The organism is Mycolicibacillus trivialis (genome assembly GCF_002102395.1).
GTDB classification, from domain to species: domain Bacteria; phylum Actinomycetota; class Actinomycetes; order Mycobacteriales; family Mycobacteriaceae; genus Mycobacterium; species Mycobacterium triviale.
This window is the reverse complement of the sequence record NZ_LQPZ01000013.1, coordinates 122491-135280: the sequence shown is the minus strand read 5'-3', so window position 1 is coordinate 135280 and position 12790 is coordinate 122491. Positions and strand designations below refer to the sequence as shown.

Genomic DNA, 12790 nt, shown 5'->3' with positions numbered 1-12790 from the left:
AAAAACCTGCCAACCCGCCCGCGGGCTGACCGGCCTTGCGTCCAGCGCAGACCACACCGGAGTGTGATGCTCGCGATCCTGCTCGCCCACGCGCTCGCCGCCTCGGCGGCACCGCTGCTGGTGCGCCGGTGGGGGCGGCGAATGTTCTACCTCCTCGCGACCGTGCCGGGCGCGTCGCTGGTCTGGCTGGTGGTCTCCTGGCCGCAGACCGGCGAGCACCGCCGGACCGTGTCCTGGGTGCCGGGCCTGTCGATGGACATCGCGCTGCGCCTCGACACCCTCGCGGCCGTGTTCAGCGTGCTGGTGCTCGGCGTCGGCGCGCTGGTGCTGTGTTACTGCGCCGAATACTTCCGGCCGGTGCCCGGCCACGCCCCCGACCCACGGGTGCCGGGCTTCGCCGGGAAACTGGTCGCCTTCGCCGCCACGATGTTCGGGCTGATGGTCGCCGACAACATGCTGGTGCTCTACGTGTTCTGGGAGCTGACCACCGTGCTGTCGTTCCTGCTGATCGGCCACTACGCCGACCGCGCGGTGAGCCGGCGGGCGGCGACCCAGGCCCTGCTGGTCACCACCGCGGGCGGGTTGGCGATGCTGGTCGGGATCATCATGGTCGGCCAGGCGGCGGGCAGCTACCTGCTCTCCGAGGTGGTGTCCCATCCGCCCACCGGAACCACGGTCACCGTCGGTGTCCTGCTGGTGCTGGTCGGCGCGCTGAGCAAATCGGCGATCGTGCCGCTGCATTTCTGGCTGCCGGGAGCGATGGCAGCACCCACGCCCGTCAGCGCCTACCTGCACGCCGCCGCGATGGTCAAGGCCGGGATCTATCTGGTGGCCCGGCTGGCCCCCGGGTTCGCCGACGCTCCCGGCTGGCGGGCCACCGTGCTCGGGCTGGGGCTGGCCACGCTGCTGGCGGCCGGGTGGCGCGCGGTCCGCGAATACGACCTCAAGCTGCTGCTGGCGTTCACCACGGTCAGCCAACTCGGGTTGATGATCGCGCTGGTTGGGGCGGGCAGCGGCGATCTGATGCTGGCCGGGCTGACCGTGATGTGCGCCCACGCCGCCTACAAGGCGGCGCTGTTCATGGTGGTCGGGATCGTCGACCACGCCACCGGCACCCGCGACATCCGTGACCTGGCCGGGCTGGGCCGGCGCTTCCCGGTGCTGGCGACGATCGCGGTCCTGGCCGCGGCCAGCATGGCCGCGCTGCCCCCGTTCCTGGGTTTCGTGGCCAAGGAGGCCGCGTTCGCCGGGCTGGCCGAGTCGTCGGGCCCGACCGGCCCGGTCGCGCTGACCGCAGTGGTGATCGGCTCGGTGTTCTCGATGATCTACAGCCTGCGGTTCGTCTGGGGCGCGTTCGCCGCCAAGGGGCAGAACGGGCCGAGCACCCGGGTCGCCCTCGCGCACCGGCCGGCGCGGATGTTCCTGCTCGCGCCCGGCGCACTGGCCGTCGCCGGGCTGGCCCTCGGGCTGGGCGCCGGCCGACTGGACGCGGTGTTGCGCGGCTACGCCGCCACCCTGCCCGGCGGGGTGACCGGTTCGCTGGGGCTCTGGCACGGCGCCAACCTGCCGTTGTTGCTGTCGGCGCTGGTGATAGCGGCCGGTGCGGCGGTGTTCGTCGCGCGCGGTCCGATGCAGCTGACCCGGTTGCGCCGGCTTCCGCTGGGCAACGCCGACCGGGTGTACAACGCGGTCATCCAGGCCCTCGACGTGACCTCGGTGCGGGTCGCCGGGCTCACCCAGAGTGGTTCACTGCCGGTCAACCAGACGATGATCCTGGTCACGTTCGTCACGGTGCCGCTGGTGGCCCTGGCCGCCGGGGCACGCCCGGAACTGAGCGTGCTGTGGTGGGACTCCCCGCTGGAGGTGACCATCACCGTCGTGATCGTCACCGCCGCACTCGGTGCGACCCTGACCCGCAACCGGCTCTCGGCGGTGCTGATGGTCGGGATCACCGGGTACGGCTGCGGAATGGTGTTCGCTCTCCACGGCGCCCCCGACCTGGCCTTGACCCAGGTGCTGGTCGAGACCATGACGCTGGTGATCTTCGTGCTGGTGCTGCGGGCGCTGCCGGCCGAGACCGCCCCGGTCCCCCGTCGCAGCCGGTTGCCGCGGGCCGCGCTGGCGGTGGCCGTCGGGGCGGCGGTCACCGTCCTGGCGGCGTTCGCGATGGCCGCCCGCTCCGGGGTGGGGGTCGCGGCGCTGCTGCCCGAGGCCGCCTACCAGCGCGGCCACGGCTCCAACACGGTCAACGTGCTGCTCGTCGACATCCGGGCCTGGGACACCCTCGGTGAGATCTCGGTGCTGCTGGTCGCCGCCACCGGGGTGGCGTCGCTGGTGTTCCGGCATCGCCGGTTCGGGGTGGCCCCGCGCGTCATCGACGCCGCCGGGCACGACTTCGGCACCGCCACCCCCTACAGCCCGGCCATCGGGGACACCACCTGGTTGCGGGGTAGCGACTACCGCGACCCCAACGAACGGTCCCTGGTCCTCGAAGTGGTCACCCGGATCATGTTCCCGCTGATCATGGTGGTCTCGGTGTACTTCTTCTTCGCCGGCCACAACACCCCCGGCGGCGGGTTCGCCGGCGGGTTGACCGCCGGGCTGGCGCTGACCCTGCGGTATCTGGCCGGGGGCCGCTACGAACTCGGCGAGACCCTCCCGCTGGACGCGGGCAAGGTGCTGGGGGTGGGGCTGACCCTGGTCGGGGGCACCGCGATCGGCTCGCTGCTGCTGGGGGCGCCGGTGTTGTCTTCGGCGGTGCTGTCGGTGGACCTGCCGGTGCTCGGCCACCTCACCCTGGTGACCGCGCTCTTCTTCGACCTCGGGGTCTACCTGGTGGTGGTCGGGCTGGTGCTCGACGTGCTGCGCAGCCTGGGTGCCCGCCTCGACGAGGAGGTTCCGGCCGCCCCGGCCGGCCCACTGGTGGAGGCCCGGTGAACGCGCACCTGTTCTCCCTGCTGACCATCGGCGTCCTGGTCGCCGCCGGTGTCTACCTGCTGCTCGAGCGGCAACTGACCCGGATGCTGTTGGGGCTGTTGATGATCGGCAACGCGGTCAACCTGCTGATCGTGCACGTCTCCGGCCCGCCGGGCAACCCGCCGGTGCAGGAGAGCTCGTCGGGCAAGGACACCGTCGCCGACCCGCTGGCCCAGGCGATGGTGCTCACCGCGATCGTCATCACGATGGGTGTCGCCGCGTTCGTGCTGGCGCTGGCCTACCGCTCCTACCGGCTGACCACCGCCGACGTCGTCGGCGACGACCCCGAAGCCACCCGCGTCTCCCAACTCTCCGACGAGGAGGCCATCGCCGCCGAGCGCGACGTCGACGACGCGGTCGACCCGCACGAACTGGACGCGGTGGTCGACAGCGGGGAGCCGTCGTGAGCCTCGCCGCGGCGCTGACGCCGCTGCCGGTGCTGCTGCCCACGCTGGGCGCGGCGCTGACCCTGGTGGTCGGACCGCGGCCGCGGGTCCAGCGCGCCATCACCCTGGCCGTACTGGGCGCGGTGACCGCGGTCGGCGCCGCGCTGCTGTACCTGACCGACCGGGACGGCACGCTGGCGGTGTCGGTCGGCGGCTGGGGGCCCACCGACGCGGGACTCGGCCCGCTGGGCATCTCCCTGGTGGTCGACCGGCTCTCCGCGCTGATGCTGGTGGTCTCGGCGATCGTGCTGCTGTGCGTGGTGGTCTACGCGATCGGGCAGGGTGTGCGCGACGGCGACGACCGCCAGCCGGTCTCGATCTTCCTGCCCACCTACCTGTCGTTGGCCGCCGGTGTCGGCATGGCGTTTCTGGCCGGGGACCTGTTCAACCTGTTCGTCGGGTTCGAGGTGCTGCTGGCGGCCAGTTTCGTGCTGTTGACCATCGGCGGCAGCGCCGACCGGGTGCGGGCCGGCATCGGGTACGTGATGGTCTCGATGGTGTCGTCGCTGATCTTCCTGGTCGGCATCGCGCTGGTGTACGCGGCCACCGGGACCCTCAACCTCGCCGAATTGGCCACCCGCACCGGCGATCTGGGCGCGGGCATTCGCAGTGCCATCTTCGCGGTGCTGCTGGTGGCGTTCGGGATCAAGGCGGCGGTGTTCCCGCTGTCGGCGTGGCTGCCCGACGCCTACCCGACCGCCCCGGCCCCCATCACCGCGGTGTTCGCCGGTCTGCTCACCAAGGTCGGGGTGTACGCGATCATCCGGGCCCATTCGCTGCTGTTCCCGGCGGGCCGGCTAGATCCGGTGCTGCTGGTGGCGGCGCTGCTGACGATGCTGGTGGGGATCTTCGGCGCGATAGCGCAGAGCGACATCAAACGTCTGTTGTCGTTCACCCTGGTCAGCCACATCGGCTTCATGGTGTTCGGGGTGGCCGTCGCCAACGAGACCGGCATGGCCGGGGCGATCTACTACGTCGCCCATCACATCATCGTGATGACCACCCTGTTCCTGGCCGCCGGTCTCATCGAACGGCAGGGCGGCTCATCGAGCCTGCAACGCCTCGGCGGACTTGCCGCCAGCCCGCTGCTGGCGGCGGTGTTCCTCGTTCCGGCCCTCAACCTCGGTGGCATCCCGCCGTTTTCGGGGTTCATCGGCAAGGTCGCACTGCTCCAGGCCGGGGCCGAGAACGGCTCGGTGCTGGCCTGGACGCTGGTCGGGGGCGCGGTCGCCACCAGCCTGCTCACGCTGCTGGTGATGGCCCGGGTGTGGACCAGGGCGTTCTGGCGGCCGCGGGTCGACGCGCCGGAGGGCGCGCTGGCCGCCGCCGCCCCCAGCGTGCTGCTCGACGAGGCCGAGGACATCGCGTTCGTCGACCGCGACGACGTCGGCCGGATGCCGGCCGGGATGCTGGTGCCCACCGTCGCGCTGATCGCCGTGGGCCTGGCGATGACGGTGGCGGCCGGGCCGGTCTTCGGCTACGCCGGCCGCGCCGCCGCCGAGGTGATCGACCGCGGCGAGTACATCTCGGCGGTGCTGACCCCCGGCGGTGACCGATGAGGGCGGTCGCCCTGCGCGGGCTGACGGTGGTGGCGCTGGCCGCGGTCTGGGTGCTGCTGTGGGGACGGGTCACCCCGGCCAACGTGCTGGGCGGTCTGGCGGTGGCGGCGCTGGTGCTGGTGGCCCTGCCGATGCCGCGGGTACCGGTGCAAGGGTTGGCGCACCCGCTGTCGGTGCTGCACCTGCTGGCCCGGGTGACCGGGTATCTGATCCAGTCCAGCTTCCAGGTGGCGTGGCTGGCGGTGCGCCCCGGACCGGTGCCGCGCAACGGGGTGTTGCGGGTGCCGCTGAGCATCAAGTCGGATCTGGTGCTGGTGCTGGCCGCCAACATCACCACGCTGATCCCCGGCTCGATCGTGTTGGAGATCGACCAGGTGCGCCGCATCCTGTACTGCCACGTCCTCGACGTCGGCTCACCACGCGCGGTGGCGCAGTTCCGCCACCAGGTCGCCGAGGTGGAACGCCTCCTCGTGGCGGCGTTCGAGCGGGACAAGGAGTGGCGGGCGTGACCGGGATCTGGTTGGCCGTCGGGGTGATCCTCGGCGTGGCGGCGATCATCACCATGTACCGGCTGCTGGCCGGGCCGACCACCCTGGACCGGCTGGTCGCCGTCGACACCCTGGTCGCGATGGCGATGTGCGGGATCGGCACGTTGGCCGCGGCCACCGGGGACACCACCGTCACCTACAGCCTGGCCGCGTTGGCGCTGATCAGCTTCGTCGGCTCGGTCAGCGTCGCGCGGTTCCGGGTCCCCGACAAACGGAGGGAACCGTGACCGTCGCCGACCTGATCGCCGGCCTGCTGGTGCTCGCCGGCTCGCTCCTGGCGCTGACCGCCGCGATCGGGGTGCTGCGGTTCCCCGACACCCTGGCCCGCATGCATTCGGCCACCAAACCGCAGGTGCTCGGCTTGCTGCTGGTGCTCGCCGGCGCCGCGGTGCGCCTCCGCGGCAGCTTCGACGTGGGGATGCTGGTGGTCACCGGGCTGTTCATCGTGATCACCGCCCCGGTGGTGGGCCACCGGGTGGGTCGGCTGGCCTACCGCGAGCAGGACATGAGCGAGCTGGCGGTCGACGAGATGAACGAGTAGGGAACCCCGGGCCTACTCCTGTCCGCGGGCTCGGTTCAGCTCGAATTCCACCCGGTCGGCCAGGCCGTCGATCACGTCGCGCAGCACCGCCAGCCGCGCCGCCGGCGACCCGGCCGCCAGCACCGAGTAGCGGTCCGCCGGTCCGATCGGGGCGCCGGCCGCCAGCGCGTACAGCCGCTCCCCGGGCGGGCCGGGCAGCTCACCGAAGATCGACGCGGTCGGCGCGCGCACCCCGCGCGCCGCTGCCAGGCGCCGGTACACCGCGAGCAGCCGGTCGGCCACGTCGGTCAGCTCGGCGTCGGACACCCGCTCGCCGGGCTCGTCGGGCCAGCTCTGCACCTGCGCCCGCGGATAGGGGGCGTCGGGCAGCCAGTCCAGCACCCGGATGCGTTGCCGCACCTCCCCGAGCACCGCGTGCTGGCCGAATCCCAGCTTGCGGTGCCGGGCGATGCGCACCGTCACCCCGACGTCGCAGCGCCGCTCGCCGCCGCCCACCTCCCGGCCTGCGGCGATCAGCACCACCCCGAAGCGCCGGTCGGCAGCCAGGCAGTCGGTCAGCAGGTCGCGGTAGCGCGGCTCGAAGATCCGCAGCGGCAGTTCCTCCCCGGGCAGCGGGGCCGTCTCCAGCGGGAACATCGGCAGCAGCACGCGTCTACAGTTCCAGTTCGTCGATGAGGGTGTCGACCACCACCCGCAGATCGCCGTCGTGTTCCTCGGCGACCCGGCGCTGCCGCTGATACGACGCGCCGTGGCGGTAGATGTCTTCCACCGCGGCCAGTTCGTGGACGCAGTTGAGGGTCTGCGCCACCGGTTCCAGCCGGGTGAGCAGATCCTCGATGTCCGCGGTGACCAGCCGCTCGTTGCTGTCGGAGTCGAGGATGATCTCGGCGTCCAGGCCGTAGCGCGCGGCCCGCCACTTGTTCTCCTGCACGTGCCAAGGCGGCATCACCGGCAGCGACTCGCCGGCTTCCAGCCGGTTGTCCAGATCGACCACCAGGCAGTGGGTCAGCGCCACCAGGGCGCCGAGCTCGCGCAGGTTGGACACCCCGTCGCAGACTCGCAACTCCACCGTGCCCAGCCGTGGCGACGGCCGGATGTCCCACCGGATCTCGTTGAGGTCGTCGATGATTCCGGTCTTCTTCTGGTCGTGGACGAACCGTTCGAACTGCCGCCAGGTCTGGAACTGGAACGGCAGCCCGGCGGTCGGCAACTGCTGGAACATCATCGACCGGTTGCTGGCGTATCCGGTGTCGTCCCCGCCCCACCACGGCGACGACGCCGACAACGCCAGCAGGTGCGGGTAGTAGTTGAGCAGCCCGGAGATGATCGGCATCGCCTTGGGCGCCGAACGGATGCCGACGTGCACGTGCACCCCCCAGATCAGCATCTGCCTGCCCCACCACTGGGTGCGTTTGATCAGCTCCGCGTACCGGGGTGCGTCGGTGAGCTCCTGGGCGGACCAGCGGGCGAACGGGTGCGTCCCGGCACTGAACAGTTCCATGCCCCGGTCGCGCACGACCTGCCGCGCGGTGCGCAGCGTGTCACGCAGGTCGGCCATCGCCTGCGGGGTGTCCTCGCAGATGTCGGTGACGATCTCAACGGTGTTGCGCAGCAACTCCTTGTGCACGCGCGGGTTCTCACCGATCTCGGCGATCACCTCGGCGGCCTCGTTGGACAGGTCGCGGGTGGTCGCGTCGACCAGGGCGAACTCCCACTCCACCCCGATCGTGGGCCGCGGCGAGCCGAGGAACCCGATCCGAGCGGGCGTGTGGTCGTCGGTGGGGTCAGCTCCCCGAACTGATGACACCGCAGGCCGCCCGCTGCCCGGCGTCGCCGGTCTTCAGCGTGGTCTCATCCGGGCCCGGGGTGCCGTCGATCTGGACGTACCGGTCGGCGGGGATGTTGGCGAAGTTGTCGTCTCCGGCGTGGATGATGATCGACGTGCCGGCGCCGGCCTCCAGGTCCTCACGGGTGAACGCGTCGGTGGTGGTCACCAGCAGGCCTTCCCCGTTCTGCCGGATCTGCAGCGAGGTCAGGTCGCCGCTGGCCGGGTGGCCGTGGTGGTCAGGTGCGCGGAAATGCCCACCGGCGGAAAGGAAGTCGCCGGGCTCCCCACCCGCGGGGGCAACCGAGTCGGGCTCACACTTGCCCACCTCGTGCAGGTGCAGGCCGTGGAAGCCCGGGGTCAGCTGACCCTCGCCGGTGGTGCGGACGGTGATCTTGACGAAGTCTTCGGTGAAGTCGAACTGGGCGGTCGCGATCTGGGCGCCGTCCGGCCCGCGCAGCTCGGTGGTCACGATGTCGGACTGCGCCGCCTGCTCGTCGGGGGTCTCCGGGGCGGCCGACCCGGTCCAGATCGACGGCGCAGGCCCGGGACCGTCGGCCTCCGGCTGGTGCGGGCTGCAGCCACTGAGCAGCACGGCGGGTACCGCCAACGCAGCGGCGGCAAGCGGGGCAACTGTGTGACGACTGGGCTTAACCATGGGGAGAGCTTAGCGGGTCAGCCGGCGACCACGACGATGACGCCCGGTGGCTGCTCGGCGACGTCCGGGTCGTCGATGCGCGGCTCGGCCGGGGCGTTGAGCAGCGTGCCGATCGACTCGGCGACCCGCTTCTCCGCGGCGTCGTCCGCGGTGAAGTAGACGGTGGTCTGCGAGACGTCGGTGAGCACCAGGTTGGTGACGTCGGTGACGTTGTAGTGCGCCTCACGCAACTGGTCGGCGGTGGCGCCGGCCAGCCCTTCCTGGTCGGAGATGTTGTACACCCGCACATCGACGTCGGGCAGCGCCGCTTCCGACGTCGTGGTGGTGGTCGTGACGCTGCTGGTGGTGGTCGAGACCGCGTCATCGTCGGAGGAGTCACTCGACGTCAGCCACTGGAAACCCAGCAGCAGGAAGATCACGCCGAGAAACAGCAGCACCATCACCATGGCGCGCAGCGGCAGTCCGGAGGAGTCCGGGACGTGGTCGTTCATCGCGCCCACTGTATCGGGGCGCCGGAGCGGCGGCGCAATCCCGCCCGCCGTCGCGGGCCGTTAGGGCAGCTCAAAGCCGAGCCGCCGGGCCGCCTTCGCCTTGAGTCGGGTGGCCCGCATCCGCCGTAGTCGTTTGACCAGCATCGGGTCCGCGGCCAGCGCGTCGGGACGCTCCACCAACGCGTTGAGCACCTGGTAGTAGCGGGTGGCCGAAAGCCCGAACAGCTCTTTGATCGCTTCTTCCTTGGAGCCGGCGTATTTCCACCACTGCCGCTCGAAGGCCAGGATGTCGTGCTCGCGGCGGGTCAAACCGTCGATGGTTTCCGAGTCGTCTGCTGATCGATTAGTCCGCGCCATGGCGCCGTCCATCTGGTTGACCGGACCCTTCCCCACACTGAAATGACAACACTGTGTTTCGGCGCATATTCAATCACGTTCGCGCCGACCGGCCGGTAACCCGACCCCGCGAGTCGCGCGCGCCGTCGCGATTTAAGCTTGCGATTCATGGCCGTCGTACCCATCCGCATCGTGGGCGATCCCGTCCTGCACACCCCGACCCGCCCGGTGCCGGTCGGCGAGGACGGGACACTGCCCCCCGACCTGGCGGACCTGATCACCGACATGTTCGACACCATGGACGCCGCCAACGGGGTGGGGTTGGCCGCCAACCAGATCGGCGTCGACTTGCGGGTGTTCGTCTACGACTGCGCCGAGGACCGTGGCCGGCCGACCCGGCGCCGTGGCGTGGTGGTCAACCCGGTGCTGGAGACCTCGCCGATCCCCGAGACCATGCCCGACCCGGAGGACGACGACGAGGGTTGCCTGTCGGTGCCCGGGGAGTCCTTCCCGACCGGGCGCGCCGAGTGGGCGAAGGTGAGCGGCCTCGACGCCGACGGCTCGCCGGTGAGCCTGGAGGGCACCGGGCTGTTCGCCCGGATGCTGCAGCACGAGACCGGCCACCTCGACGGCTTCCTGTACCTCGACCGGCTGATCGGCCGGCATGCTCGGGCCGCCAAACGCACGGTGAAAAAGAACGGCTGGGGGGCCCCGGACCTGTCCTGGCTGCCCGGCGAGGTCCCCGACCCGTTCGGGCACCGATGAGCGAGTTGCCCAGCGTCGGCACCCGGGTCGCGGTGCGGTTCCGGCTGCCCGCCGGCTCCGAGCCACCGCTGAGCGACGCGGTCGGCCACCTGCTGGCGGTGGCGCCGATGGTGCGGGTGCGCACCAAGACCGGGGAGGTCGTCGAGTTCGCCCCCGGCGACGTGCTCACCGTGCGCCGCCTTACCGACGTGCCGGTGCGCAATTCCCAGATCCGCGCGGTGGAACACGCGGCGGCACTGGCGTTTCCCGGTATCGAGCACCGCTGGATGGACGGGTGGCTGCTGCGCGCCGGCGCCGGCGACACCTTCCGGGCCAATTCGGCGATCCCGCTGGAGATGGGCGCGTCGTTCGCGTCGGTGCCCGCCATCGTCGACTTCTACGTCGAACGCGGCCTCACCCCGCTGTTCGCGATCCCGGATCGGCTGGTGTCGATGCGCGACGACACGACCGTCGAACGCGAGAACCGCACCCTGGTCGCCGAGTTGCCCGGCACGCTGCCGCCGCGCCCCGACGTGGCCCTGGCCGACTCCCCCGGGCCGGACTGGCTGGCCGGCTATGACCGCGACGTCGCCGTCGAGGAGCTCGCCGCGGTGCTCGACGGCCGACTGTGCTTCGCCGTCGGCCCGGCCGGCGCGGTTGCACGGGCGGCGATCACCGCCGCCCCGGACGGCACCCGCTGGGTGGGGATTTCCGATGTCCATGTCGATGCCGGGCAACGCCGCCGCGGCCAGGCGTCGGCGGTCTGTGCGGCACTGTTGGCCTGGGCCGTCGAGCACGGCGCCACCCACGGCTACGCCCACGTCCGCGACGGCGATGACGCCGCGCTCGGATTGTTCGCCGGGTTGGGTTTCGCCCCGCAGCATCGTTTCCGCTACGTGCGCACCGAGGCGATCTGGGTCGACCCGGGCACCCGGAGGCGCTGAGGTGGCCGGCGACACGCTGCGGTTGGCGACCTGGAACGTGAACTCGATTCGCACCCGGGTCGGCCGGGTGACCGACTGGCTGGCCCGCGCCGAGGTGGACGTGCTGGCCATGCAGGAGACCAAGTGCACCGACGCGCAGTTCCCCACACTGCCGTTCGTCGAACTCGGCTACGAGGTCGTCCACACCGGCGTCAACCAGTGGAACGGGGTGGCGATCGCCTCCCGGGTGGGCTTGGCGGACGTGCAGGTGGGTTTCCCCGACCAGCCGGCCTGGGCCAAGGGGGACGCCGAGCCGGTGACCGAGGCGCGTGCGCTGGCGGCGACCTGCGGCGGGGTGCGGGTGTGGAGCCTGTATGTGCCCAATGGGCGCACCCTCGACGATCCGCACTACGTCTACAAGCTGGACTGGCTGGCCGCGTTGCGCGCCAACGCCGAGCGCTGGGCGGCCGAGGAACCGTCGGCGCCGATCGCACTGGTCGGTGACTGGAACGTTGCCCCCTTCGATGACGACGTGTGGAGCATGGAGTTCTTCGACGGCGCCACCCACGTCTCCGAACCCGAGCGCCGCGCCTTCCACGCGTTCGCCGACGCCGGGTTCACCGATGTGGTGCGGCCGTTTACTCCCGGTCCCGGCGTCTACACCTACTGGGACTACACCCAGTTGCGGTTCCCGAAACGGCAGGGCATGCGCATCGATTTCATCCTCGGCTCCCCGGCCTTGGCCGAGCGGGTCGCCCACGCCGAGATCGTGCGTGAGGAACGCAAGGGCAAATCGCCCAGCGACCATGCCCCGGTCCTGGTGGAGTTGCGCCGCTAGCCCTCGCGCCGCCCGGCCCGGCCCGACGCCCGCGCGCACACCCGAGGTGGGCGATCGCCGACGATTGACGCGAATGAAGTTGTACGGCGGTATTTTTCGAGTTTTTCCGCCCTGAGGCTTCACTCGTCGCCGATGCCGCCATGCGACGACGGCCTGCGGGCTTCGCGCGCGAGACCCTCGCGCGCCGCCCCGAACCCGACTAGGCTGGACGGTCTTGTAGCTAAAGGGGAGCGTGATGGACATCCAAGGCGCACTGCGCAAGGTGGCCCGGACGGCGGGGCGGGCCGCGGACGCGACCACGATGGCGGCCGGAGCGGTGGGGGGCGCGGTCATCAACGGTGTCGTCGGCGGGGTCAAGGGCACCGTGACGGGCACGGTCGCCGGCGTGCAGAGCGGGGTGGACCGGGGCAGTCATTCCACCCCGGTCGCCGCGGCGACGCTCGGCGCCCTCGGGGTGATCGGCCTGGTGGAGTGGCCGGTGCTGCTGGTCGTCGGCGGCGGCGCTCTGGCACTGCGCCAGATCAAGCAGCAGCGCGCCGCGCAGGTCGCCGCGGCCGCACCGTCTCAGCTGCGCGCGGTGCCGGGCGGGGACGCCGCCCCGCGCGCAGGCAACACCTCCGCCCCGACCACCGGCGGCCAGAAGACGCCTGCCAAGACGGCGGGCCGCACGACGGGCGGCGGCAAGGCGCCGTCGGCCGCCACGAGGAGTGCCCCGAAGAAGACGGCCGTCAAAAAGACGACAGCCAAAAAGACAACAGCCAAAAAGACGACAGCCGGAAAGACTGCGGCGAAGAAGACAGCGAAGAAGTCCGCCGCGAAGACCACACCGGCGAAGACGGCGGCGCCGGACCGGAACGACCCCCGATAGATTTTGGACATCAGTCGCTCATCGGCCAGTTCCCTCC

The 12790-nt window shown here is 71.3% G+C and carries 14 protein-coding genes and 1 pseudogene; 10 read left to right on the top strand and 5 right to left on the bottom strand.

Annotation, left to right across the window (positions count from 1 at the left end; translation table 11 throughout):
* The first annotated feature begins 66 nt into the window (after positions 1-66).
* The 6 genes from AWC30_RS04980 to mnhG are packed head-to-tail and all read left to right on the top strand — an operon-like array spanning position 67 to position 6070.
* Positions 67-2937, top strand: coding sequence for a Na+/H+ antiporter subunit A (locus AWC30_RS04980; protein WP_085109092.1), 2871 nt, complete (start codon positions 67-69; stop codon positions 2935-2937).
* Positions 2934-3383 carry a Na(+)/H(+) antiporter subunit C gene (locus AWC30_RS04975; RefSeq protein ID WP_085109091.1) on the top strand — a complete coding sequence of 150 codons (450 nt, stop codon included), beginning with the start codon at positions 2934-2936 and terminating at the stop codon, positions 3381-3383. The genes AWC30_RS04980 and AWC30_RS04975 overlap by 4 nt, the downstream gene beginning before the upstream one ends.
* The gene (locus AWC30_RS04970; RefSeq protein ID WP_085109090.1) at positions 3380-4981 is read left to right on the top strand and encodes a Na+/H+ antiporter subunit D; all 1602 of its coding nucleotides are present in this window, start codon (positions 3380-3382) and stop codon (positions 4979-4981) included. The genes AWC30_RS04975 and AWC30_RS04970 overlap by 4 nt, the downstream gene beginning before the upstream one ends.
* Complete coding sequence (locus tag AWC30_RS04965) at positions 4978-5490, top strand: Na+/H+ antiporter subunit E (RefSeq protein WP_085109089.1); 513 nt, start codon at positions 4978-4980, stop codon at positions 5488-5490. Before AWC30_RS04970 ends, AWC30_RS04965 begins: the two co-directional genes overlap by 4 nt.
* Positions 5487-5756, top strand: coding sequence for a monovalent cation/H+ antiporter complex subunit F (locus AWC30_RS04960; protein ID WP_085109171.1), 270 nt, complete (start codon positions 5487-5489; stop codon positions 5754-5756). The genes AWC30_RS04965 and AWC30_RS04960 overlap by 4 nt, the downstream gene beginning before the upstream one ends.
* Positions 5753-6070, top strand: coding sequence for a monovalent cation/H(+) antiporter subunit G (gene mnhG, locus AWC30_RS04955; RefSeq protein ID WP_085109088.1), 318 nt, complete (start codon positions 5753-5755; stop codon positions 6068-6070). Before AWC30_RS04960 ends, mnhG begins: the two co-directional genes overlap by 4 nt.
* A 12-nt stretch (positions 6071-6082) precedes the next feature.
* Here the strand turns inward: mnhG and AWC30_RS04950 are convergent, their stop codons facing one another.
* From AWC30_RS04950 to AWC30_RS04930, 5 genes are read right to left on the bottom strand one after another with little or no spacing between them, the layout of a single operon-like run.
* Positions 6083-6706 (bottom strand): LON peptidase substrate-binding domain-containing protein, encoded by a 624-nt coding sequence (locus tag AWC30_RS04950; RefSeq protein ID WP_085109170.1) that lies wholly within the window; start codon positions 6704-6706, stop codon positions 6083-6085.
* Positions 6707-6722: 16 nt separating this feature from the next.
* Positions 6723-7877, bottom strand: coding sequence for a glutamate--cysteine ligase (locus AWC30_RS04945; RefSeq protein ID WP_085109087.1), 1155 nt, complete (start codon positions 7875-7877; stop codon positions 6723-6725).
* Complete coding sequence (sodC, locus tag AWC30_RS04940) at positions 7855-8553, bottom strand: superoxide dismutase[Cu-Zn] (RefSeq protein ID WP_085109086.1); 699 nt, start codon at positions 8551-8553, stop codon at positions 7855-7857. The genes AWC30_RS04945 and sodC overlap by 23 nt, the downstream gene beginning before the upstream one ends.
* A gap of 17 nt (positions 8554-8570) precedes the next feature.
* Positions 8571-9044 carry a LytR C-terminal domain-containing protein gene (locus tag AWC30_RS04935; protein WP_085109085.1) on the bottom strand — a complete coding sequence of 158 codons (474 nt, stop codon included), beginning with the start codon at positions 9042-9044 and terminating at the stop codon, positions 8571-8573.
* Positions 9045-9104: 60 nt separating this feature from the next.
* Complete coding sequence (locus AWC30_RS04930; RefSeq protein ID WP_085109169.1) at positions 9105-9413, bottom strand: nucleoid-associated protein NapA; 309 nt, start codon at positions 9411-9413, stop codon at positions 9105-9107.
* Between the two features lie 135 nt (positions 9414-9548).
* Here AWC30_RS04930 and AWC30_RS04925 point away from each other — a divergent pair, with 135 nt between their 5' ends.
* The 4 genes and pseudogenes from AWC30_RS04925 to AWC30_RS04910 all read left to right on the top strand — a co-directional run.
* Positions 9549-10145, top strand: coding sequence for a peptide deformylase (locus tag AWC30_RS04925; RefSeq protein WP_085109084.1), 597 nt, complete (start codon positions 9549-9551; stop codon positions 10143-10145).
* Positions 10142-11068, top strand: a complete 927-nt coding sequence (locus tag AWC30_RS04920; RefSeq protein ID WP_085109083.1) for an N-acetylglutamate synthase, CG3035 family — start codon at positions 10142-10144, stop codon at positions 11066-11068. The genes AWC30_RS04925 and AWC30_RS04920 overlap by 4 nt, the downstream gene beginning before the upstream one ends.
* A 16-nt stretch (positions 11069-11084) precedes the next feature.
* Positions 11085-11885 carry an exodeoxyribonuclease III gene (locus tag AWC30_RS04915; RefSeq protein WP_207568395.1) on the top strand — a complete coding sequence of 267 codons (801 nt, stop codon included), beginning with the start codon at positions 11085-11087 and terminating at the stop codon, positions 11883-11885.
* 235 nt (positions 11886-12120) lie between these two features.
* Positions 12121-12561, top strand: a pseudogene (locus AWC30_RS04910) (hypothetical protein); the annotation flags it as partial.
* Positions 12562-12790: the final 229 nt, after the last annotated feature.